This window comes from Shewanella marisflavi (assembly GCF_023283925.1).
Lineage (GTDB): Bacteria > Pseudomonadota > Gammaproteobacteria > Enterobacterales > Shewanellaceae > Shewanella > Shewanella marisflavi.
This window is the reverse complement of sequence record NZ_JAKIKX010000002.1, coordinates 332845-353447: the sequence shown is the minus strand read 5'-3', so window position 1 is coordinate 353447 and position 20603 is coordinate 332845. Positions and strand designations below refer to the sequence as shown.

Annotated in this window: 15 protein-coding genes and 2 tRNA genes; 12 read left to right on the top strand and 5 right to left on the bottom strand. The window is 52.1% G+C overall.

Annotation, left to right across the window (positions count from 1 at the left end):
* The first annotated feature begins 200 nt into the window (after positions 1-200).
* The gene (locus L2712_RS06450; RefSeq protein WP_248977243.1) at positions 201-923 is read left to right on the top strand and encodes a class I SAM-dependent methyltransferase; all 723 of its coding nucleotides are present in this window, start codon (positions 201-203) and stop codon (positions 921-923) included.
* Positions 924-944: 21 nt separating this feature from the next.
* Positions 945-1847 (top strand): LysR substrate-binding domain-containing protein, encoded by a 903-nt coding sequence (locus L2712_RS06445; RefSeq protein ID WP_033538076.1) that lies wholly within the window; start codon positions 945-947, stop codon positions 1845-1847.
* A gap of 21 nt (positions 1848-1868) precedes the next feature.
* Here the strand turns inward: L2712_RS06445 and rnhA are convergent, their stop codons facing one another.
* A complete protein-coding gene (gene rnhA, locus L2712_RS06440) occupies positions 1869-2339 on the bottom strand; it encodes a ribonuclease HI (protein ID WP_248977242.1) in 471 nt (156 codons plus the stop codon).
* A gap of 69 nt (positions 2340-2408) precedes the next feature.
* On the opposite strand from rnhA, the gene dnaQ reads away from it, so the two are divergent.
* The 5 genes from dnaQ to L2712_RS06415 all read left to right on the top strand — a co-directional run bounded on the left by dnaQ (position 2409) and on the right by L2712_RS06415 (position 7431).
* Entirely contained in the window at positions 2409-3137 is a 729-nt protein-coding gene (gene dnaQ, locus L2712_RS06435) for a DNA polymerase III subunit epsilon (protein WP_033538077.1), read from the top strand.
* 10 nt (positions 3138-3147) lie between these two features.
* On the top strand, positions 3148-4470 hold the full coding sequence (locus tag L2712_RS06430; protein WP_248977241.1) for a TIGR03503 family protein: 1323 nt from the start codon (positions 3148-3150) through the stop codon (positions 4468-4470).
* 117 nt (positions 4471-4587) lie between these two features.
* Positions 4588-4664 (top strand) — tRNA-Asp (locus L2712_RS06425).
* A 49-nt stretch (positions 4665-4713) separates the two neighbouring features.
* Positions 4714-4790, top strand: a tRNA-Asp gene (locus L2712_RS06420).
* Between the two features lie 760 nt (positions 4791-5550).
* Positions 5551-7431 carry a cation:proton antiporter gene (locus L2712_RS06415; RefSeq protein ID WP_248977398.1) on the top strand — a complete coding sequence of 627 codons (1881 nt, stop codon included), beginning with the start codon at positions 5551-5553 and terminating at the stop codon, positions 7429-7431.
* Between the two features lie 106 nt (positions 7432-7537).
* Here L2712_RS06415 and fadE read toward each other — a convergent pair whose 3' ends face one another.
* A complete protein-coding gene (gene fadE / locus L2712_RS06410; protein WP_033538079.1) occupies positions 7538-9985 on the bottom strand; it encodes an acyl-CoA dehydrogenase FadE in 2448 nt (815 codons plus the stop codon).
* Positions 9986-10228: 243 nt separating this feature from the next.
* On the opposite strand from fadE, the gene L2712_RS06405 reads away from it, so the two are divergent.
* Positions 10229-11020 (top strand): class II glutamine amidotransferase, encoded by a 792-nt coding sequence (locus L2712_RS06405; RefSeq protein ID WP_033538080.1) that lies wholly within the window; start codon positions 10229-10231, stop codon positions 11018-11020.
* A 41-nt stretch (positions 11021-11061) separates the two neighbouring features.
* On the opposite strand, the gene L2712_RS06400 is transcribed toward L2712_RS06405, so the two are convergent.
* From L2712_RS06400 to L2712_RS06390, 3 genes are all read right to left on the bottom strand, one after another.
* Complete coding sequence (locus L2712_RS06400; protein WP_283104766.1) at positions 11062-11859, bottom strand: DUF3108 domain-containing protein; 798 nt, start codon at positions 11857-11859, stop codon at positions 11062-11064.
* A gap of 23 nt (positions 11860-11882) precedes the next feature.
* Positions 11883-12209, bottom strand: coding sequence for an MGMT family protein (locus tag L2712_RS06395; protein WP_033538222.1), 327 nt, complete (start codon positions 12207-12209; stop codon positions 11883-11885).
* 170 nt (positions 12210-12379) lie between these two features.
* Positions 12380-14107 (bottom strand): MFS transporter, encoded by a 1728-nt coding sequence (locus L2712_RS06390; protein ID WP_248977240.1) that lies wholly within the window; start codon positions 14105-14107, stop codon positions 12380-12382.
* Positions 14108-14296: 189 nt separating this feature from the next.
* Here L2712_RS06390 and def point away from each other — a divergent pair, with 189 nt between their 5' ends.
* The 4 genes from def to L2712_RS06370 all read left to right on the top strand — a co-directional run bounded on the left by def (position 14297) and on the right by L2712_RS06370 (position 20526).
* Positions 14297-14788 carry a peptide deformylase gene (gene def / locus L2712_RS06385; protein ID WP_033538082.1) on the top strand — a complete coding sequence of 164 codons (492 nt, stop codon included), beginning with the start codon at positions 14297-14299 and terminating at the stop codon, positions 14786-14788.
* Between the two features lie 207 nt (positions 14789-14995).
* Positions 14996-15733, top strand: coding sequence for a translesion DNA synthesis-associated protein ImuA (gene imuA, locus L2712_RS06380; RefSeq protein WP_248977239.1), 738 nt, complete (start codon positions 14996-14998; stop codon positions 15731-15733).
* Positions 15734-17410: a Y-family DNA polymerase gene (locus tag L2712_RS06375; RefSeq protein ID WP_248977238.1), complete on the top strand. Its 1677-nt coding sequence runs from the start codon at positions 15734-15736 to the stop codon at positions 17408-17410.
* A complete protein-coding gene (locus L2712_RS06370; RefSeq protein WP_248977237.1) occupies positions 17410-20526 on the top strand; it encodes an error-prone DNA polymerase in 3117 nt (1038 codons plus the stop codon). Before L2712_RS06375 ends, L2712_RS06370 begins: the two co-directional genes overlap by 1 nt.
* The last annotated feature ends 77 nt before the right edge of the window (positions 20527-20603 follow it).

Sequence of the window (20603 nt, the reverse complement as noted above, 5' to 3'; positions counted from 1 at the left end):
AATAGTCACATCATTAGGGACTGTTTGCTTTTGTTGTTTGTTTCTGAAGCAGTTTTTAGGCGATTTATAGGATGAAAAAGCTATGTCTCGCCTTGGTTGCTCACATGGCGAGTAAAACACGTTATGATGGCAACAGAAGATCAACTTGAAAAGGCAAACCGCCCCTTGGGAAACCAGAATAATGAGTCTTGGAGTGACCTGTGTCCTTTGATCTGATCAAACCCCAGACTTGGCAGGACTTGCCCAACGGGCTTTGGCTGCAAGAGGCTATCGAAGATAAGTTGATGCCTTGGTGGCCAAAGGTGTTTGGCTATCACATGCTTAACATAGGCCCGCTAAGTTATGCGTTGGAAAAACCCTGTCTACCGATAGGGCGAGAGTTCTCTCTTTGCGAATCGGCGCTTTGCTCCTTGCAAGGCGAGCACGCACAGCTGCCCATTCAAAATGGGGTGATAGATGCTGTGGTCTGTTCCATGGTGCTCGATTTTGAAGCCAACCCTTATAGCGTATTACGAGAGACCGACAGGGTGCTTATCTCTGGCGGATATCTGTTTATCATAGGTTTTAACCCCTTAAGTCCGGCCTTTTTGGGTAAGATGTTGCCCAGTCGTCAGGAGCAGTTGCCTTGGTGCGGGCGTTTCTTTACCCCCTCTAGGGTAAAAGATTGGCTTGGGTTACTCGGCTATCAAGTGGTGGGCGATGAGCGTCTTGTTTATCATCATCTGCTGAGTGAGATCCATGGCGATTCCATCTGGCAACATGCATTGCAGGCCTGGTTGCCGGGCAGTGGCAGCGTCTATATATTGGTTGCCCGCAAGTTAGACTCTCCCATGACGCCGATAATGGACAAGCAAAAGGTTCGTCAGCCCAAATGGTCGACCGCGCCAACCGCAGGCAGGGTAAAGCAGCTGCGCCTAAAATGATCTTTTCGTTAAGCAGGTAAAATGAGAATTACCTTAAAGCAATTAGCTATTTTTGAAGCTGTCGCTCGCAGCGGTCAGGTGGCGAAGGCGGCTCAGCGTCTGAACCTCTCGGCGCCAGCGACCTCTATGGCCCTTGGTGAGTTAGAGAAGCAACTCGATACCCGTTTATTTGAACGGGTGGGGAATCGGCTGAGACTCAATGCCCAAGGAAGTCTGCTATTACCGCTGGCCACTCAGACCCTGCAGCAAGTGGAGCAGATAGAACATCTGTTTTCCTCCCCAGAGGCGCAAATGAGCGGCACCTTGAGTGTGGCGGCCAGCTCAACCATAGGCAACTACCTGCTTGCCAAGAGCGCGGTGGCTTTTAGTCAACAATTTACCAACGCTATGGTGGATTTGAACATCGCTAATACTCAGGCGGTGATCGATGCCGTGGTAGAGTTTCGCGCCGAGGTAGGTTTTATCGAGGGCCAATGTCTCGATAGCCGGGTAAGTGTCGAGCCTTGGCATAAAGATAGGCTGCTTATCTTCTGTCATCCGGGACACCCATTGGCGGGAAAAGTGGTGACACCTGATATGTTGGCCGGACATGCTTGGGTAATGCGGGAGCCGGGATCGGGCACTCGAGATTATTTTATCAATGCTGCCAATGCGCTGGCGATGCGGCCAGTGGAGAAATTTAATTTTTCTACGCCAGATGCCATAAAACAAGCGGTCAGACAAGGTGCCGGACTGGCTGTCTTGTCTGAACTTACCCTTGAAAAGGAGCTTCAGCGAAGGGAACTGGCGTTGATCTCAGTGCCAGAGCTCACCCTGGCGCGCCAGTTTTATAAAATTCGTCATAAGAGCCGTAAGCCGACGGCACTGTGCAGCGCCTTTGAACTTTTTTGTCAGCGTTTTTTGGCACTGTCGCCGACAAGTTAGGCCAGGTTAACTGGTTTAACCTTATGAGGGATAGCCGGTATCTATTGCGCTGGGTTTTGCCTCAGCGGCCTCTCGCGCCAGGGTATCACAGCGCTCGTTTTCGATATGACCGGCATGGCCTTTTACCCAGCGCCAATCGATCTGATGTGGCGTGGTTGCCGCATCCAGGCGTTGCCAAAGGTCGACATTTTTAACAGGCTCTTTAGCCGCCGTTAGCCAGCCTCGTTTCTTCCAGCCATGGATCCACTGAGTGATCCCTTGGCGCAAATACTGGCTGTCGCTGGTGAGGATGATCTGGCAGGGCTCTTTAAGCGCCTCTAGGGCAACAATAGGGGCTAGTAGCTCCATACGATTGTTGGTGGTTAAGGCAAAACCGCCGCTGAGTTCTTTTACGTGGGCCTTATATTTCATTACCACCCCGTAGCCGCCGGGACCGGGATTGCCCAGGCAAGAACCGTCGGTATAGATTAAGAGTTGTTTCAGTCCGTGCATCAAGTTGCTACCATAGCCAAATATGGACAGCAGTATACCCAAATTTTTTTTATAAAAGCGTGTAATTATATGAATATCATCTCCAATGCTAAGCGCCAAGTGATCCTCGATACCGAAACTACTGGTATGAACCAAGGGGCAGGTGCCGTTTATTTTGGTCATCGTATTATCGAAATAGGCTGTGTCGAGGTGGTGAATCGTAAGTTGACCGGCCGCCATTTTCACGAATACATCAATCCTATGCAGCAGATTGATGAAGAGGCGATCACGGTTCACGGTATAACCAACGAGTTTGTCGCCGATAAGCCAGTGTTTGCGCAGATAGCTCCCGCCTTTATCGAATTTATCGACGGCGCCGAGATTGTGGCACATAACGCGAACTTCGACGTGAGCTTCATGGATCATGAATTCTCGCTGCTGACGCCGAGAGGGCCAAAGACTTCAGATATCTGTCAGGTACTCGATTCGCTGGAGATCGCCAAATACCTTCATCCAGGGCAAAAGAATAACCTGGATGCTTTGTGTAAGCGTTATGGCATAGATAACTCACGCCGTGAACTCCACGGCGCACTATTGGATGCCGAGATCCTCGCCGATGTTTACCTGATCATGACCGGTGGCCAGACCAAGTTTGAGCTATCTAATGAAAAGCCGGGTCAAGAGAGCGGTGGGATCATGCGTCTGGATGCCAATCGCGCAAATCTTAAAGTGATCGGCGCAACGGCCGATGAACTGAGTATGCATGAACAAAGATTAGATTTAGTTGCGAAATCAGGACAATGTATCTGGCGAGGATAAACGTCATCCTATGAAAAATTGGCTAGTGTGCGCGATTTTGGCCTCTGGGCTACTGCTGCTTTCCGTCGGCGCTGCCGCCCAGGTAGTTCCTTCGTCTGAGGCCAGTGAGCTAAAAAACCGCTTTCGCATCGATCATATGGTCGATGAATTGACCCTATTCGTGCAACGCGAGTATGGCAGTGCCCCAGTGATAATCGTGCTACCCGATGGTAGTAAGTGGTATGCAACGCGCCATCCAGAATCTGTGCAGTGGGTCGATGGCCTAAGTGGCGATATTATTACCATCAAATCTCCCATGCCGGGTCCTTGGCAACTTTTAGGTAAGGTGGTTAAAGGGTCTAAGATAGACAAGATCTCTAAGTTAGCGATAGAGGTCGAACCCTTACCTCGGCCGCTCTATCAAGGTGAACGGCTTAAAATTACCGCAAAGCTATTGGGTGATGCGCAGCGTATACGTATGCCTGGGCTCGACTACTTAGTGGATTGGACCGCGAAATTTATCAGCGAGCATAGACCCGGGGATGAGAACTTTGCTGCCGGCACTCTGATCGTCGGTAGCTATAAGGATAACGGCGAAGGGCTGGATGGTACGCCCGATGACGGCATTTTCACTGCCAATATCAACCTCAATCAGCCCTGGGGACATTACCGTTATCAGGTGAGTGCCAAGAACAATATTTTCAGTCGAGAGGTTGGCGGGGATATTGAGCTGCTGCCTATGCCTGTGTCTCTCTCTGTGATTACGCCCGACGATCCGCTCACAGGGCGTTGGCAGGTCGAGGTGGCTGTCGATGATGAGCAGTTGGTTTTGGCTAATACCCATTTCGAGTTTGAGTTGGTGGGGCCTGCAGGGCTGCAAATGACGCTGCCAGTGCAGACCATTAACAAGAAACGTATGCAGCTGACATTGCCTCAGGTGTCAGAATTTGGCAGCTATCGCATCAAGGGCGTGGTCGCGGCAACATCCGTCTCGGGACGGGAAGTGTTGATCACCTTGCCCGAGCAGTTCTTTAATCTGGTGCCGCCGCCAGAGCCGCCACCGACGGCGGAGGAGTTGGCTGCATTGGCCGCTAAGAAGGCGGCGATCGCCGAAGCCAAGGCGAAAGAGGATGCCATGTTCTGGATCATTACCATCAATATCAGTTTGTTGATCTTAGGTACCATGGCCTTACTGGTATGGCGTAAACGGCAAAATCTAAAACAAGCATTGGCGGTAACAGCGGCAAGGCTTGAGCAGGAGCGGGCTAAGGAAATTGGGCCAACTCTTGATGAGATTGATTTGACTATGCCGGATGAGACAGATCGCAAAGGCGCAGAGCCGGACAAAAGCTAGTCAAGTTTGCTGATGAAACACTCTGGTTTGGCGAAATTTTAACTGATTAGTTTGTTTCAGAAAAAAAGTTATTGACGGGACTAGGTGGCCTAAGTATTATCCTTCGCAACTTGATGTGGAGCGGTAGTTCAGTTGGTTAGAATACCGGCCTGTCACGCCGGGGGTCGCGGGTTCGAGTCCCGTCCGCTCCGCCAATCAAGTACCTAATTTTGATGAAATGCCAAGGCGTTTTATCCCAGTTTAGGAGCGGTAGTTCAGTTGGTTAGAATACCGGCCTGTCACGCCGGGGGTCGCGGGTTCGAGTCCCGTCCGCTCCGCCAACTACAGCTAAGCCTTGTCAGTAATGACGGGGCTTTTTTGTGTCTGATGTTTTTAGCATTAATGGTTCGCGTTCTCGGATGACGGTAGGGCAGTTCAGTTGGTTAAACTCTTGTTGAAAGCATGGCGGCCTGTCACGCTGGGGGGCGCGGGTTCGAGTCCCGTCCGCTGTGCCAACGACAGCTAAGCCTCGTCAGTAATGACGGGGCTTTTTTGTGTCTGATGGCTTTAGCATTGAATGGATTATTTTCCGGGGTGACAGTAGGGGCGTTCAGTTGGTTAGACTCTTTTTGAAAGCATGGCGGCCTGTCACGCCGGGGGTCGCGGGTTCGAGTCCCGTCCGCTCCGCCAACTACAGCTAAGCCTCGTCAGTAATGACGGGGCTTTTTTGTGTCTGATGTTTTTAGCATTAATGGTTCGCGTTCTCGGATGACGGTAGGGCAGTTCAGTTGGTTAGACTCTTGTTGAAAGCATGGCGGCCTGTCACGCCGGGGGCACGGGTTCGAGTCCCGTCCGCTGAGCCAACGACAACTAAGCCTCGTCAGCAATGACGGGGCTTTTTGTATCTCAATATCTCTTCATTTGAATTTGCACAGACTGATAGGTGCTTAGGTTTAGCCTTTTAAGTTGCACTATACATTTGAGCTAACAGTGTTATCTTGCAGACAATGGAATGAGCATAGTCTATCTAATTGCGTGTCTTGACTATACTCATGCTAATTACTGGGCTAGCTTGCCTTGGGCTGTTTAAGGATGAAGATGATGGTAGAGCAGATCACAGGCATGTTGGGCCTAGTGGGGATCTTGTCGATTGTGTGTCAATGGCTTGGCTGGCGCCTGCGTTTACCGGCGATATTGCCCTTGCTGCTTTGTGGCCTCTTGGTTGGGCCTGTTTTTAATCTGTTGGATCCTGACGCCATATTTGGCGATCTGTTATTTCCTATCATCTCTTTAGGGGTGGCGGTTATCTTGTTTGAAGGGGCCTTAACGCTCAATTTTTCCGAGATCCGCGATCACGGCCGCATGGTCACCCACTTAGTTTCTATTGGCACCTTGGTGACTTGGGTGTGTATCGGTGTGGCGACCCATTTTATTATGGATTTCTCCTGGCAGATGGCCATGCTCTTTGGCGCCTTAGTGGTGGTGACAGGCCCGACCGTGATAGTGCCTATGCTGCGCAGTATCAAGCCCAAATCGCAACTGGCGAGTATTTTACGTTGGGAAGGGATAGTTATCGATCCTATAGGCGCTTTGCTTGCGGTGTTGGTGTTTGAATACCTGGCGGTTGCCGCCGAGCCAGCTAGTCATGTCCTGTTATCTTTAATGTCTATGCTTGCGGTCGGGCTGGGGTTAGGGGCGCTGTTTGGTTACGGTATAGGGGTGATGCTGCGCCGCGCCTGGGTACCCCATTACCTTAAAAATACCGCTGTACTCACTATCATGTTAGGGGCCTTTGTTGGGTCCAATTTGTTGCAGGAAGAATCAGGCTTGCTGACGGTTACAGTCATGGGAATTTGGTTAGCCAATATGCGCGGGGTCGACATCGCAGAGATCATCGAGTTTAAAGAAACTCTGACCGTGCTGTTTATTTCGGGCCTGTTTATTTTGCTAGCGGCCAGGCTAGATTCTAACGCCTTGATGCAGTTGGGGTGGCAAGGGCTGGCACTATTGCTAGTGGTGATGTTTATCGCGCGGCCGCTAAGCGTTTGGTGCTGCGCTATTGGCACTTCACTGCCTAGGGCCGATAAGTGGTTTTTAAGTTGGGTGGCACCTAGGGGGATAGTCGCCGCGGCGGTATCGTCACTGTTTGCCATAAAACTTGAGCGCCTTGGCGTGGCGGGCGCCGATAAGATAGTGCCGCTGGTATTTTTGATCATCATAGGCACTGTGGTGGCTCAAAGCCTGACGGCCGGAGCCTGGGCGCGGTTTTTAGGGGTACAGGCGGGCTCGGCTCAGGGGCTGCTGATTTTTGGTGCGTCCAAGTTTGCCCGGGACCTGGCCAAAGTCTTGATCCAAAAGAATGTGCAGGTGGTACTCGCCGACAATAACTGGGACAACATACGTCTGTCACGCATGGACAATATTCCTGTCTATTTTGGGAATCCGACTTCTGAGCATGCCGACAACGCGTTAGATCTGGGCGGCGTTGGGCGCCTTTTGGTTTTGTCTCCCTATCGTCAGCTCAATCCCTTAGTGACTTTTCATTTTCAGGATATTCTTGGGAAGAATAAAGTATTTGGCTTAAGCAGTGGTGAAGGCAACAGCGCTCGTCATCAGCTTTCTGAGGCTTATCTTAAACGCTTGTGTCTGTTTGGTGATAACGTGACCTATGCAAGGCTCGCCAGCATCATGGCCAAGGGGGGCAAGATAAAGAGTACCAGCTTAACCGAGAACTTTACCTTCGCCGACTTTAAGCAGCGTTACGGTGAAGGTGCCTTACCTTTAATTTATTTGCAGGAGGGCAAGGTTAAGCTGATCACCGAGGCGGTTGATACCTTGCCTGTGGGCATAGAGTTGATCAGTCTATTGCCTGAAGAGGCTCTGATGGAGGCTCAGTTAGCCGATGAGAAGAAAGAGCAAGAACAGAGCGCAAACCTTGAAGAGCCACAGCCGTTAGTGACCAAAGAGGAAGCGGCCGGTTAAGTGGTGAGATAGGGCCGCAACGAGTCGCCCTTAGGTTCTCATTGATATTGCGGGCAACAAAAAAGGAGGCAAAAGCCTCCTTTTTTCATCTTAAGCCATCTGGTTTTCAGGCGGCTTGGTGCTGGGTCTCATCACTTAAGGTTTGTGCCCTAAGCTCAGCAGGATCGAAGTCGTCGACATTGATTGACTTCATGCGGCCTATCTCGGCTCGCTCAAGCAGAGCCACTTCCTCATCACTCAAAATCCCCAGCGCTTTGCCTTCGGCGGCTAACTTATCCAGCCACATGAAGGGGTGACGCTTGCCCGTTGCCTTGCAGATCTTATCGTGTAGCGGCTCACAAGCGAGGATATCTTTAAAGGTTTGTTCTTGGATACCCACTGCGTTGAACTGCGATGGGGTCCAGAACTGGCCCTTGCCCAAGCGCTCACGGCTAGCACATGGGGTTTGCATGATCTTAGCCACTTTATGATCCAGAACATCGCTTGGGCGCTTCAGCGGACGACCAAATGGGAATAGGATAACCCTTAACACGCGGCCCAGGCCCATAGGGAAGTTGTTAAGCAGATCGTCCAGCGAGTCTTGCAGCTTGTACAAGGCATCTTCCACGGCCCACTGCACTAAAGGTAGATCTTCAGTTTGGCGTCCTTCATCTTGATAGCGTTTCAAGGTGGCTGAGGCTAAGTAGAGCTGACTTAAGAGATCGCCCAGACGGGCAGAGACACGCTCTTTACGCTTGAGTCCGCCGCCAAGAGTTGCCATGGCGAGATCCGATAGCAATGCCAGGTTAGCGCTGAAACGGTTCATGTGCTGGTAGTAACGCTTGGTTTTATCCCCGTATGGGCTGCTTGAGAAGTAGCTCGAGGTCAGACCCAACCAGAAACTGCGTACCAGGTTGCTGGTAGTAAAGCCGATGTGGCCAAATAGCGCCGAGTCAAAATCGTTCAATGCTTTGTTTGGATCTGGATCGAAGGCCGACTCCATCTCTGCCAGTACGTAAGGATGGCAACGAATTGCTCCTTGACCATAGATAATCATAGAGCGGGTTAAAATGTTGGCCCCTTCTACGGTAATGGCGATAGGTGCCGCCTGGTAGCCACGGCCCAGGTAGTTGTTTTCACCCAGACAGACCCCTTTACCGCCGTGAATGTCCATGGCGTCGATGACGCACTTTTGCATTCTGTCGGTCAGGTGATACTTAACGATGGCAGAGATAACCGAAGGTTTCTCGCCAAGATCGATCCCCGTGGTGGTGAGCGTGGTGACGGCATCCATCAGGTAGGCATTACCGCCGATGCGCGCCATAGGCTCTTCGATCCCCTCAAGCTTACCGATAGGCAGCTTGAACTGGCGACGAATTCGGGCATAAGCACCGGTTGCAACGGCAGCTGTCTTTACACCACCTGCTGAGTTAGAGGGTAGGGTGATACCACGACCCACTGACAGACACTCAACCAGCATGCGCCAGCCCTGACCCGCCATCTCTGGGCCGCCTATGATGAAGTCGAGCGGTACAAATACCTCTTTGCCTCGTGTCGGTCCGTTTTGGAACATACAGTTAAGCGGGAAGTGACGACGACCGGTTTCAACGCCGGGGATATCTGTTGGGATCAAGGCGCAGGTGATACCCAGCTCTTCCTTGTCGCCAAGCAACTTGTCGGGATCTTGCAGCTTAAAGGCCAGTCCCAGTACGGTCGCGATCGGAGCCAGGGTGATGTAACGCTTGTTCCAGGTCAGCTTCATCCCCAGGACTTCTTCACCTTGCCACTGGCCCTTACAGACGATCCCAAAATCTGGGATCGCGCCGGCATCTGAGCCTGCTTCTGGGCTGGTAAGGGCAAAACAAGGTACTTCCAATCCTTTGGCCAGACGTGGCAAGTAGTGGTCTTGCTGCGCGGGTGTGCCGTAGTGTTGTAGGAGTTCACCAGGGCCTAATGAGTTAGGTACACCAACGGTGGAAGCCAGTTCGCTGCTAACGCCGGCTAATTTTTGCAGTACGCGGGATTGAGCATAGGCAGAGAATTCCAGACCACCATATTTTTTCTTGATGATCATGGCGAAGAAGCCGTTGTCCTTCAGGTATTGCCAGATAGATTCAGGCAGATCGCCCAATTGATGTGACACTTGATGCTGGTTCAGCATCTTACAGACTTCTTCAACAGGGCCGTCAATAAAGGCTTGCTCTGCCGCGGTAAGGCGCGCCATGGGATAGTTGTGTAGCTTTTTCCAGTTAGGTTTACCGGCGAAAAGATCGGCTTCCCACCAAGTGGTGCCCGCCTCAATGGCTTCTTTTTCGGTCGATGACATCTCTGGCATGATCCCCTTATAAAGCTTTAGTAGCGGGCGAGTGATCACGCTTTTTCTGAAGGCGCCAATGTTAAGGGGCAGGGCGATGGCGAGAAACACCAGCCAAGCTAAGGGGGAAATGCTCGCTGTTGCTGTCCCCACCACCATCACAATAGCTGCAATGATAGTCGAGGTAAGCAGGGACACTCTTAGATAGGCTAAAGCGCCTAATGCAAAGAGCATCACAAAAATCCAAAGTAAGCTAGTCACGGTTAATCTCCTTCAATAGCGACCGAAAGCTGCTCTATGTCAGCATTTTTTATATGACCGTCATCACAATTATAGATGGTGGTCAGACCTGTGTCGCATAAAATCTAACCCCTTGGCGGGTTTTATACAAGCATTTTTCAAACAATCGTTTAACTTTTTTTGTTTTAGCGAGCATTCCACAATGGGGGCCAACTAGTTAGAATAAATTGAGATACGTAATAGTGACCTAAGGTGTGTTTTTTTATGTGTGAGTTGCTGGCCATGAGTGCCAATGTGCCAACCGATATAGTGTTCAGTTTTACTGGATTGGCCGAGCGTGGTGGTGTCACAGGCCCTCATGTTGATGGTTGGGGGATCACCTTCTACGAGGGTAAGGGAAGCCGCACCTTTAAAGATGCATCACCAAGCAGTCAGTCCCATGTGGCGCAGTTGATCAAATCTTACCCGATAAAGAGTGAGGTCGTGGTGAGCCATATCCGTCAGGCTAATCGTGGCTGTGTATCGCTGGAAAACACTCATCCTTTTACCCGTGAGCTGTGGGGACGTTACTGGACCTATGCCCACAATGGTCAGCTGAGTGATTATCTTGAAAAGTTTGTGGTTAGTCGTTATCAGCCGGTCGGCGACACCGACAGTGAGTTGGCATTTTGCTGGATCTTAGAAAAGGTGGTTGAACGTTTTGGCGAGCAGGCCCCCGAAGATCTCTTGCCCGTCTATCAGTTTATTGCCGAACTTGCCGATGAGATCCGCGCCTTAGGGGTGTTTAACATGATCTTAAGTGACGGCGAGCATTTGATGAGCTATTGCAGCAATAATCTTTGCCATATTACCCGGCGTGCGCCCTTTGGTAAGGCGAAGCTTATCGATACCGATGTGGTGATCGATTTCGATAAAGAAACGACTCCCAATGATATCGTGACCGTTATTGCGACGCGACCACTAACCGACAATGAAAACTGGCAGATATTACAACCGGGTGAGTGGAAGCTCTTTTCTCGGGGGGAGCTCCTATTGAGTCAAGCGGTAAACGACTAGTCGTTATAGAGAAAGGGGCCGTTGGCCCCTTTTTGATAAGGTTATGGCTGGGCCTGTTTGTCACTTTGCACCTTGGCCTGTTCCTTGGTTTGTTCATCAGTCTGCACCATGGTGGGCGCACTGTATTGATAATTGAGAAGCGTGATATCCAGCTGCTTGTCTCCCTTTTCAAAATGGGTGAGCCTGATTGGCAGGTAGCCTAGCTTGGGTGACATCCAGAAAAAGGTCTGGCGTTTGTCGTTGTCGCGCACGACTTCTATTTTGACTGTCTCATAGGTACCGCTAGGGAGCACCATACGCTCTTTACCGATCACCTTAAAATCATATTCGTCAATTTCACCGCTCTTGAGCATCTTATAATGCAATTTGTCGGTGCCCTGCATGATGTCGAGCCTAAATTGTAGTTGTGCCATGAGGGGATCGTAGAGATCTGGCGTGTAGGGGAATTTGGCCCGCTCATCCTTGTAGTGACTGTGTACCAACTGCTGATCCAGTACATAGGCTGCTTGCTCCTGATAGTCAGAGCCTGTGCCACTGCGACTGTGGGTGTAGCGCATTGGCATCAGTTGCTCACCCTGCTTTTTGAAGGTGCTGATCACTGTGCGCTTATCCCATAACACCAAGAGGCTGATATCGCTGTCGAAGCGGTACTGATACAGGTTATCCTCAGGAGCGGGTAATTGATAGCGCGCCTTACCCAGCTCTATGCTGCCATAGTTTACCTGGTATTCAGCCGTGTGTGGTGTCAACGGGTGCTCGTTGGCATTGGCATTGGCGTGGGCGTTGAGCGCGACGCTGAAGAAACCTGAAATGATCAATGCAGACTTAAATATCGACAAGGCTTTCTCCCGCTTTAGGTAAGTTAAAAGGGTAATGCAAACATTAAGGTAGCAAGATCTGGCTGCCACTCATATTTTGACAGTTTAACCTTACCACGGTTCACTTCTATCGCTTCACTTCTTAATTTTTGCAGCTGCTCGATAAAATGGGGACTGGTTTCGGGAAAGGCGATCTTGCCTTGGCTATTGATCACCCTGTGCCAAGGTAGTTGCAGGGTCTCGGGCGCCATCTTAAGGGCGCGGGACACATAACGGGCTCGCCCTGGCAGGCCCGCCAGATCGGCGATTTTGCCATAGGAGCTGACGTGACCTTCGGGGATCAGGGCAACTACGTGCCATATTTTCGCCATCGGCGATAGTGCGCTCTGGTTCAATCTTACTCCGTCAAGCCATGAAGCTGGCAAATTCAGTAGTTATCTACTGAGAGTAAACCAGTTTTTTAAGAATTTCTAAGATAAAAGCATGGATATCGTCTGGCGCTGCACCTGATAAGCCAGATGCAGCGCCATTTACGAAGGGGTTAGCTTACTTCTACGGCAGATTCTGTTGGAAGGCTGTTTGAGAGCGTTTGCTGTTTGGCACCAAAGCGGTGGAACATGACTAGGCCGATGGCGGCAAGTAGGCCGAATCCTCCTATGATGTACCACATCAGCGCCGGTTGTTCCGCGCCTTTAGCGACCTCGGCATAGAGGTAACCAGACAGCGGGCCTGCCAGCAAAAAGCCAATGGCTGAGGAGACAAAATAGTAGCCCATAAACATGGCTTTTTTATCTTCAGGGGCAAAGCTGGCGACATACTCTTGACTCTTGGGAGAGGCGACCATCTCACCGACAGAGAAGACTAAGATAGAGGTCAGTACCATAGCGCCGCCCATAAGCAGGCCGTGGGCTAGGCCCCCAAGGGCGGTCCCCAGTGCCAGGATCAGCGTGCCGGCAACCAATACCGGCAGTGGACTGAACTTCTCGGCGATACGGCTGACCATTACCTGCATCAGCACGATGGAGAGAAAGTTGAGCCCGATAAGGTATTCTGGATTCACCTGACGATATTGCTGGGCAAACTGTTGGCTATATTGGCTCGCGAGCTCAGGGTGCTCGGCGATGGCGCGCAGGGCGTCACCCAATGCCTCCCTTGGGATCATCACCTTGGCATGCACCAGGTCAAAATAGGCCTGTGACAGGCTCAGGCTACCCAAAGCGTAGCCCTTGGCGGCGCCTTGAAGCTCGTCGCTCAGTAGGCTGAGATCTACCGGGGCGAAGAAGTCGAGCAGAGACGGCCAAGCGGCGAGCATTGAGACCAGATCTGAGGTATCAACAAAGTCACGAATATAGATAGGCAGAGTGATAAAGATCTGCTGATAGACCATCCAGAAACCTGACAGAATAAGCAGATAGATCACAAAGGGTTTATTCCCCAAGGCAATTTTTTGTTTATACCAGGGAGCCTCACTGTCGGCCTTGGCCAGTGTATTCCAAATAAAGTGCAGGCTAAACCAGACTATGTAGATAAACAGGCATTGCTCACCGTCGATCCATTTGGCGCCGTAGGACATCAAGATCACTAAGGTGCCGAAAAACAGCAGGGCGAAACGGGCATTGCCCAGTACCTGTTGAATGTCCATTAGTACCTGAGAAAGTGACTTACCGCGTTGCTGGTGGGGATTGGTCGGCTCCTTGTAGAAAAATAGCGCCGGAATAAAGTTAATACCAATCCATATGGCTGACATGATGAAGACCCAGTCCCAGCTAATTGCGCGCACATAGCCGGCAATAAAGGGGCCGAGGAAACCTCCGACATTGACCATCATATAAAAGATGCCAAAACCCAAGCCTCGATTGGTGTGGTCTGTGGTGCGTGCCACTGTGCCTGTCACCACGGGCTTAAAGCAGGCGGCGCCGATGGCTACGCCCATGAAGGCGATAAAGAAGCCGCTGAAACTGCTCACCTGACCTAGTAAGAAGTAGCTGGGACACATGATGGCATAGGCCAGTAGAAACATCTTGCGGTAGCCATAGCGATCGGCCAGGGCACCAGTAAGTACAGGAAAGAGGTAGAGAAAGAAGGGGATCATCCCCTGCAGCAGGCCGCGCTCTTGCTCACTAAAGCCTAAGCCTCCCTGGTGAGCAGGAGAGGTCATATAGAGAGAGGAGAGCGTAAAGAAGCCATACCAGGCGAGTCGCTCGAAGATCTCCATGGTGTTGGCCACATAAAAGGTACTTGGCAAAGGGGTACGTTTCAGGTTTGACATTCTTATTCTCGTATATTGTATACAGTTTGTGGTTTCATGCTATCGGCTACGCTGATGAATTACAAGTCAATTGGGGCCACGGTTTGGCTTTGCAGGGATGAAAACCATGGGTTTGCAGTTGCCTTTAATGTGATTTAGGTCATAATGGCGCCACTTTTTAGCCATTTTTAAGAGCCAGAACCGCACACTATGCCTGTACTCGATATATTGACCATTCCCGATGAGCGCCTGAAACGTAAGGCAAAGCCTGTAGAAGATGTCACCGCCGTGCAAGGTTTTATCGATGATCTTATCGAAACCATGTATCACACGGATGACGGCATTGGGCTGGCAGCTACCCAGGTGGGCAGTGAGCATGCCATCTTGGTTATTGACCTCTCTGAAGATCGCGATCAACCCCTAGTGCTGATCAACCCAGAGTTTGTTGAGCGCTCAGGCGAGATAGTGGGTGAGGAAGCTTGCCTGTCAATTCCGGGCTATCGCGCCAAGGTGAGCCGTTTCGAGCAGGTTAAGGTTAAGGCGCTTGATCGTCAGGGAGAGGCCTTTGAGATAGAGAGCGATGACTTCCTGGCTATCGTATTGCAACATGAGATGGATCATCTCGACGGTAAAGTCTTCATCGAACATCTGTCGCCGCTCAAGCAGCAGATCGCGTTGAAGAAGGTTAAGAAGTACCGTTAACCCAAGGCTCAGCCGATAAAACCACCTTAGGGTGGTTTTTTTGTGCCTGTCTGCCGCTGGCGCCTAAAAAATGAGCCGTCAGTGTGACTGATCTTAGTGTTTCTCCCTTGCGATCTGGCCAATTATAAATATACTGTGTTTATATACAGCATTGTTGTTTTTGGCTTAGCTGAACCTGTAGGTAAGCCGACTAAGAGTGGGTGTATTATGGCCTTGGCAGATCCTCAACTTGAACGTTTGCTCGAACGTGCCGATCTCTGGCGCGGTGATGCCTATTATCCCGGACCGTTGGGTCAAGATAGCGGTTATCCCGAGCTTAATCGCTATCTGGGGCATGGGGGCTGGCCGGCCCATGGACTGTGCGAGATCTTCTATAGCTGTGAGGGCATAGGCGAGCTAAGCCTTGTGCTCCCCCTTATGCGCCGATTAATCCCCAGCCGTTCGCCACAAGGCGGTGCTGTGAGTCTGGTGGCGCCGCCACATGTGCCTTACCCTCAGCAGCTGCTTATGCAGGGTATAGATGTCAGCCGTCTGTTGTGGGTGGATACCCAGGTGCCTAAAGAGCAGCTGTGGGCGCTCGAACAGATATTAACCAGTGGCGTATCTCCCTTGGTGTTATGTTGGCTCGATCAGCTCAGTACGAGTCAGGCCAGACGTTTGCAACTTGCCTGTGAGAAGGGAGAGAGCCTGTGTGTCTGTTATCTACCGAGTAAGCTCAAGGTGCAGCCACATCCTGTGCCGCTACGGCTAGCCCTGCAGCCAGAGCTGGCGGGGAAGTCCTCTGCTTTTGCCACTCAGGTGGATATTCTTAAGCGCCGTGGTGGCTGGCCTGCGCCTAAGTTTAGCTTGTCTTTGCTACCTGAACTGCTGGCGCAGAGTCTGAAGGGTGATACGCCTTCGTCTCTGGCGGGAGGACAGGTTGTGCAAGGGCCCTGGAGCACTTAGATGTTGTGGCTGGCGGTATATTTTCCCCATTGGCTACTTCAATATCAAAGCTACCATCAGGGGATAGAGCCTGGCGCGGCATTGGCTCTCTATGAGCGTCAATCGAGCCAAATATTGCTCAGTTCTCAGGCCGCAGCCAATCAAGGGGTAGAGGTGGGCCAGAGCATCGCCACGGCGCAGACCCTCTGCCCATCACTGCAGCTATTGACCTATGATAATAGCCTCAGTCAGAGCGCCAGCGATTGGCTGTGTCAATGGAGTTATGCTTATAGCGCCAGAGTGGTGCCCATGGTGTGTCCCTTCGATGGGAGCAAGCGAGATGAGCAGCCACAGGTGACAGATACTTTGCTGCTTGAGGTGGGCTCCATGGTGAAAGTCTTTGGCAGCTTAAAGCAGCTGTTAAGGCAATACCATAGCGCCGCAGTCGCTTATGGTCTCAAATGTCAGTTTGCCTTAGCTCAGAATCCCTTGCTGGCACAGCTGGGGGCCAGATATCAGCCCATGTCGTGGCCGGAGCGGCTCATATTCACCCAAAAAGATGTGACCCCTGAGGTTAAAGCGGGGGAGGAAGTCGCCCAAGCAGCTGACGCACAGGCCCGTGTTGGCGAGGAGGAAAACACACAGCAGGTCTTGCCTCAAGTGACTCTAATGCAGCTGGCGCCTCTGGCTATCTCAGCCTTACCCTTACCGCTCTCGGTGCAGCGCGCCTGTGAAAACATGGGGCTAACACAGACGCAGGAGTTACTCGCCTTGCCCCTGAGTGAGTTGGGTGAACGCTTTGGAGAGGCGATGCTGACCCTGCTTGCCCAGCTTAAAGGCCAGTTACCTCAGGTGCACAGATTTTATCAACCGCCCGAGAGCTATCAGCATAAGCTTGCCTTGCTCTATGAGGTGAGTCATCTCGAAGGACTGGCGTTTCCACTGAGTCGCATGCTCGCAACCTTATCGAGCTATCTTATGCAGCGTCAGCAGGCAGTATTGGCTTTACGTTTGACCTTAGTGTTTCGCGACCTGACGATGACGCCGCTGCGCTGCGATATCCGCTATCCTTTTGCCGAGCACAGGGCCGATGCCTTGCTCAAGCTGTGCCGCGTGCAGCTCGACAGTTTGTCCTTAGCGGCGCCCGTGATCAGCCTGGAGGTTGAAGCCGATACCTTAGTCGCGCTGGCGGTACAAACCCCTAACTGGTACCAGAGTCAGGGCAAGTCAGATGCGAGTATGCGGCTGTTATCTCTGCTTGAGGCTCGCTTGGGCGCCGAGAAGGTGAAGGGCGTTAGCAATTGCAGCCATCATCTTCCTGAACACAGTTGGCAGAGCCGCTCCTTTTCACAATGGCGCCAGACGCCCCAAGGTGCAGCTTGGCAAAGCAGTCATGAGTGCGCCGAGCCCAAGGCCAGTTATCAGGGAAAGACACGTGCTCTGAGTGAGAGTGCGGAGTTGCAAGTTGATCTGGCGCAGGGGAGCTGTGATGGGCGAATCCGCCCCAGCTGGTTGCTGCGTCAGCCAGAACCTATCTTGCCAGAACAAGTGACTCTGCTAAAGGGACCCGAGCGCCTGCTCTCTCCCTGGGGGAATGAGGCGCCGCGAGATTATTACCTGGCTCAAATGGAGCAAGGTGGACTGTGCTGGGTGTTTCGCACGCCTCAGGGGTTATTTTTACAGGGATGGTTTGCTTAATGTACGCCGAGCTGCATGCACTCTCTAATTACAGCTTCCTGCGCGGCGCCTCCCATCCCCATGAGCTGGTGGAGCAGGCCAGCCTGCTGGGCTATCAGGCGCTGGCATTGACCGATGAATGTTCCTTTGCCGGGGTGGTGAAGGCTCACGAAGCGGCCAAGCGCTGCGATCTTAAATTGATCTTAGGTGCCGAGTTTCATCTCGATGAGGGCCTGTTCGTCCTGCTGGCACCCAGCCGCGTAGCCTATGGGGAGATCAGCGCACTGATCACCCAGGCAAGACGCAGTCAGGGAAAGGGGGAGTACAAGGTGAGTCTCAATAGCCTCTTGAAACAGCAAGAGAGCCTAGTGTTATGGCGGCCTCCTTCCTTGGCCCAATTTCAGCTAACGCTTAGCACTGCGTTGGATGAGGGAGAACTGCTGGTGGTATATCAGGAGCATCTGCGACAGATTGGCGCAGAGCTAAAGCGGGCGTTTTCAACCCGGTTGCACCTCTTGATGGAGCGGCTCTTGTTGCCGGGCGAAGCGCTTCACTTGCAATTGTGGCAAAGACTGGGCGAGGTGCTGACCATTCCCTGTGTTGCCGCAGGTGGCGTACGGATGCATGACGCTTCTCGTCAGCCACTGCTTGATGTGCTCACCTGCATTGCTCATGGGCGGGATCTCGACAGTGGGGCGGCCCTATGTTCTATCAATGCCGAGGCGAGCCTTAAACCCATTGCGGCGCAATATAAGCGTTATCCTCAGGCCTGGATAGACAAGGGGCTTGCACTGGCGCGCCAGTGTCACTTCTCTTTAGATGAGCTTAAGTATGAATACCCCGCGGAGGTGGTACCGACTGGCATGCAGGCCAGTGAGTACCTGGCCCAAGCCGTGAGAGAGGGGGCCAAGCGGCGCTTTCCCGAGGGGGTGCCTGACAAGGTCAGGTTGCAGTATGAAAAGGAGTTAACGCTTATCAAGGCGATGGGTTATGAATATTTCTTCTTGACCATCTATGACATCGTTTGCTTTGCCAAGTCACAGCTGATTCTGCATCAGGGGCGGGGCTCGGCAGCCAACTCTGTGGTGTGCTACTGCCTGGGGATCACCGAGGTTGACCCCACCAAGATTAACATGTTGTTCGAGCGTTTCATCTCTAAAGAGCGTAATGAGCCGCCGGATATCGATGTGGATTTTGAGCATGAACGGCGCGAGGAGGTGATTCAATATATCTATCGCAAGTATGGCCGGGAGCGGACTGCCCTCGCAGCGGCGGTGATCTGCTATCGCTTTAAGAGTGCCATGGGTGATGTGGGCAAGGTGCTGGGGATAGATGCCGAGCAGATCGCCATGATGATCAAAAAAATCGATCGCCGCGATCCCAAGCAGCATTGGACTGCTCAACTCGCCGCCATGCTACCAGAGTCGGGGCGAGGGCGTATGCTGCTGCCGCTGGTGCAGAGCCTTATCGGATTTCCTCGTCATCTGTCGCAGCATGTGGGTGGCTTTATTATCTCAGCCGGCCCCTTGTCTGAGTTGGTGCCGATTGAGAATGCGGCCATGGTCGATCGCACTGTGATCCAGTGGGATAAGGATGATCTTGAGAGCCTTGGCTTGCTAAAGGTGGATATTCTGGCGCTGGGCATGTTGACGGCGATCCGTAAAACCTTCGCCCTGTTAAGTACACCTGAGCGTCCCTTTACCATGGCCGATCTGGTGTGGGAACAAGCCGAGGTTTATGCCATGTTGCAGGCTGGCGATAGCATAGGGGTGTTTCAGATCGAATCTCGGGCACAGAGTGCCATGTTGCCCAGATTAAAACCCGCTTGTTATTACGATCTTGTGGTGCAGATTGCCATCGTCAGGCCTGGTCCTATTCAAGGTGATATGGTGCATCCCTATCTGCGTCGCCGCGATGGACTGGAGACTGTGGAATATCCCAGCCCTGAGGTGCAGTCAGTGCTGTCTCGCACCATGGGGGTGCCTATCTTTCAGGAGCAGGTGATCCAACTGGCCATGGTGGCGGCCGGATTTAGCGGTGGTGAGGCCGATCAGCTGCGCCGGGCGATGGCGAGCTGGAAGCGGACTGGTGAGCTGGCACAGTTTGAAACCAAGCTCCTTAGCGGCATGGCGAAACGGGGTTATAGCAAGAGCTTTGCCGAGCAGATTTATCGGCAGATTAAAGGGTTTGGCGAGTATGGTTTTCCCGAGTCTCATTCTGCCAGTTTTGCCTTGCTGGCCTATGCGTCGGCCTACCTTAAGTATCATTACCCGGCGGCGTTTTGCTGCGCCTTACTCAACAGTCAGCCAATGGGTTTTTATAGCCCGTCGCAGTTAATTCAGGATGTACAGCGCCATGGGGTGATGGTGTTGCCTGTGTGTGTGAATCACAGTGATTGGGACAATCGTTTGGTGGAGATTGAAGCGGAGCAGGGGCCGTCGATTCGTCTAGGGTTTCGCCAGGTGAAGGGGCTGCAACAGGCCGATATTGACCGATTGCGTAAGGCGCGTCCCGAGACAGGTTTTACCCGGGTCGAGCAGTTGTATGAGATCGGACTCTCTTCTGCCTGCCTGACGCTGCTTGCCAGTGCCGATGCTCTGCTTACTGTGGCTGGGCACAGGTATCAGGCGCGTTGGCAGTTGAGTGCGTACCAGCCGAGTCTGCCGCTGTTTGATGATTTACCCCCTGTGAGCAGTCAGGTGGTGTTGGCTGCGCCGAGTGAGATGGCCGCCATGCAGAGCGATTATCGCCACCTTGGTTTGAGTCTGGGCCGTCATGTGATAGCGCAGCTCAGAGAGCGGGGAGAGCTAAAGGAGTGTTTAAGCGCGGCCCAATTGGCGGGTTGCCGTCATGGTCAGTTGGTACATGTCGCCGGCGTGGTAGTGGGGCGTCAGCGTCCAGGTACCGCCTCTGGGGTGACCTTTGTGACCCTAGAGGATGAGACGGGTAACATCAATGTGATCGTATGGAGTGCAACGGCCAGGGCGCAGCGTCAGCCTTTTTTGACATCAAAAATATTAAAGGTAGCGGGCATACTTGAGACCCAATCTGGGGTGAGTCATATCATTGCGGGTAGATTAATAGATGTTTCTACTATGGTGAATAATTTTGAGTCAAAAGCGAGAGACTTTCGCTAGCTTGCTTAACATGTCGTAAATACTCGTTAATTTATGTCGACGCCTGGCTAACCTCACTCGCTTGGCTAGGGTATACT

Excerpts from the sequence above, each read along its gene's own strand:
- L2712_RS06445 (WP_033538076.1), top strand. The coding sequence starts at position 945 with ATGAGAATTACCTTAAAGCAATTAGCTATTTTTGAAGCTGTCGCTCGC.
- rnhA (WP_248977242.1), bottom strand. The coding sequence starts at position 2,339 with ATGCACGGACTGAAACAACTCTTAATCTATACCGACGGTTCTTGCCTG.
- dnaQ (WP_033538077.1), top strand. The coding sequence starts at position 2,409 with ATGAATATCATCTCCAATGCTAAGCGCCAAGTGATCCTCGATACCGAA.
- L2712_RS06430 (WP_248977241.1), top strand. The coding sequence starts at position 3,148 with ATGAAAAATTGGCTAGTGTGCGCGATTTTGGCCTCTGGGCTACTGCTG.
- L2712_RS06415 (WP_248977398.1), top strand. The coding sequence starts at position 5,551 with ATGGTAGAGCAGATCACAGGCATGTTGGGCCTAGTGGGGATCTTGTCG.
- L2712_RS06405 (WP_033538080.1), top strand. The coding sequence starts at position 10,229 with ATGTGTGAGTTGCTGGCCATGAGTGCCAATGTGCCAACCGATATAGTG.
- L2712_RS06395 (WP_033538222.1), bottom strand. The coding sequence starts at position 12,209 with ATGGCGAAAATATGGCACGTAGTTGCCCTGATCCCCGAAGGTCACGTC.
- L2712_RS06390 (WP_248977240.1), bottom strand. The coding sequence starts at position 14,107 with ATGTCAAACCTGAAACGTACCCCTTTGCCAAGTACCTTTTATGTGGCC.
- def (WP_033538082.1), top strand. The coding sequence starts at position 14,297 with ATGCCTGTACTCGATATATTGACCATTCCCGATGAGCGCCTGAAACGT.
- imuA (WP_248977239.1), top strand. The coding sequence starts at position 14,996 with ATGGCCTTGGCAGATCCTCAACTTGAACGTTTGCTCGAACGTGCCGAT.
- L2712_RS06375 (WP_248977238.1), top strand. The coding sequence starts at position 15,734 with ATGTTGTGGCTGGCGGTATATTTTCCCCATTGGCTACTTCAATATCAA.
- L2712_RS06370 (WP_248977237.1), top strand. The coding sequence starts at position 17,410 with ATGTACGCCGAGCTGCATGCACTCTCTAATTACAGCTTCCTGCGCGGC.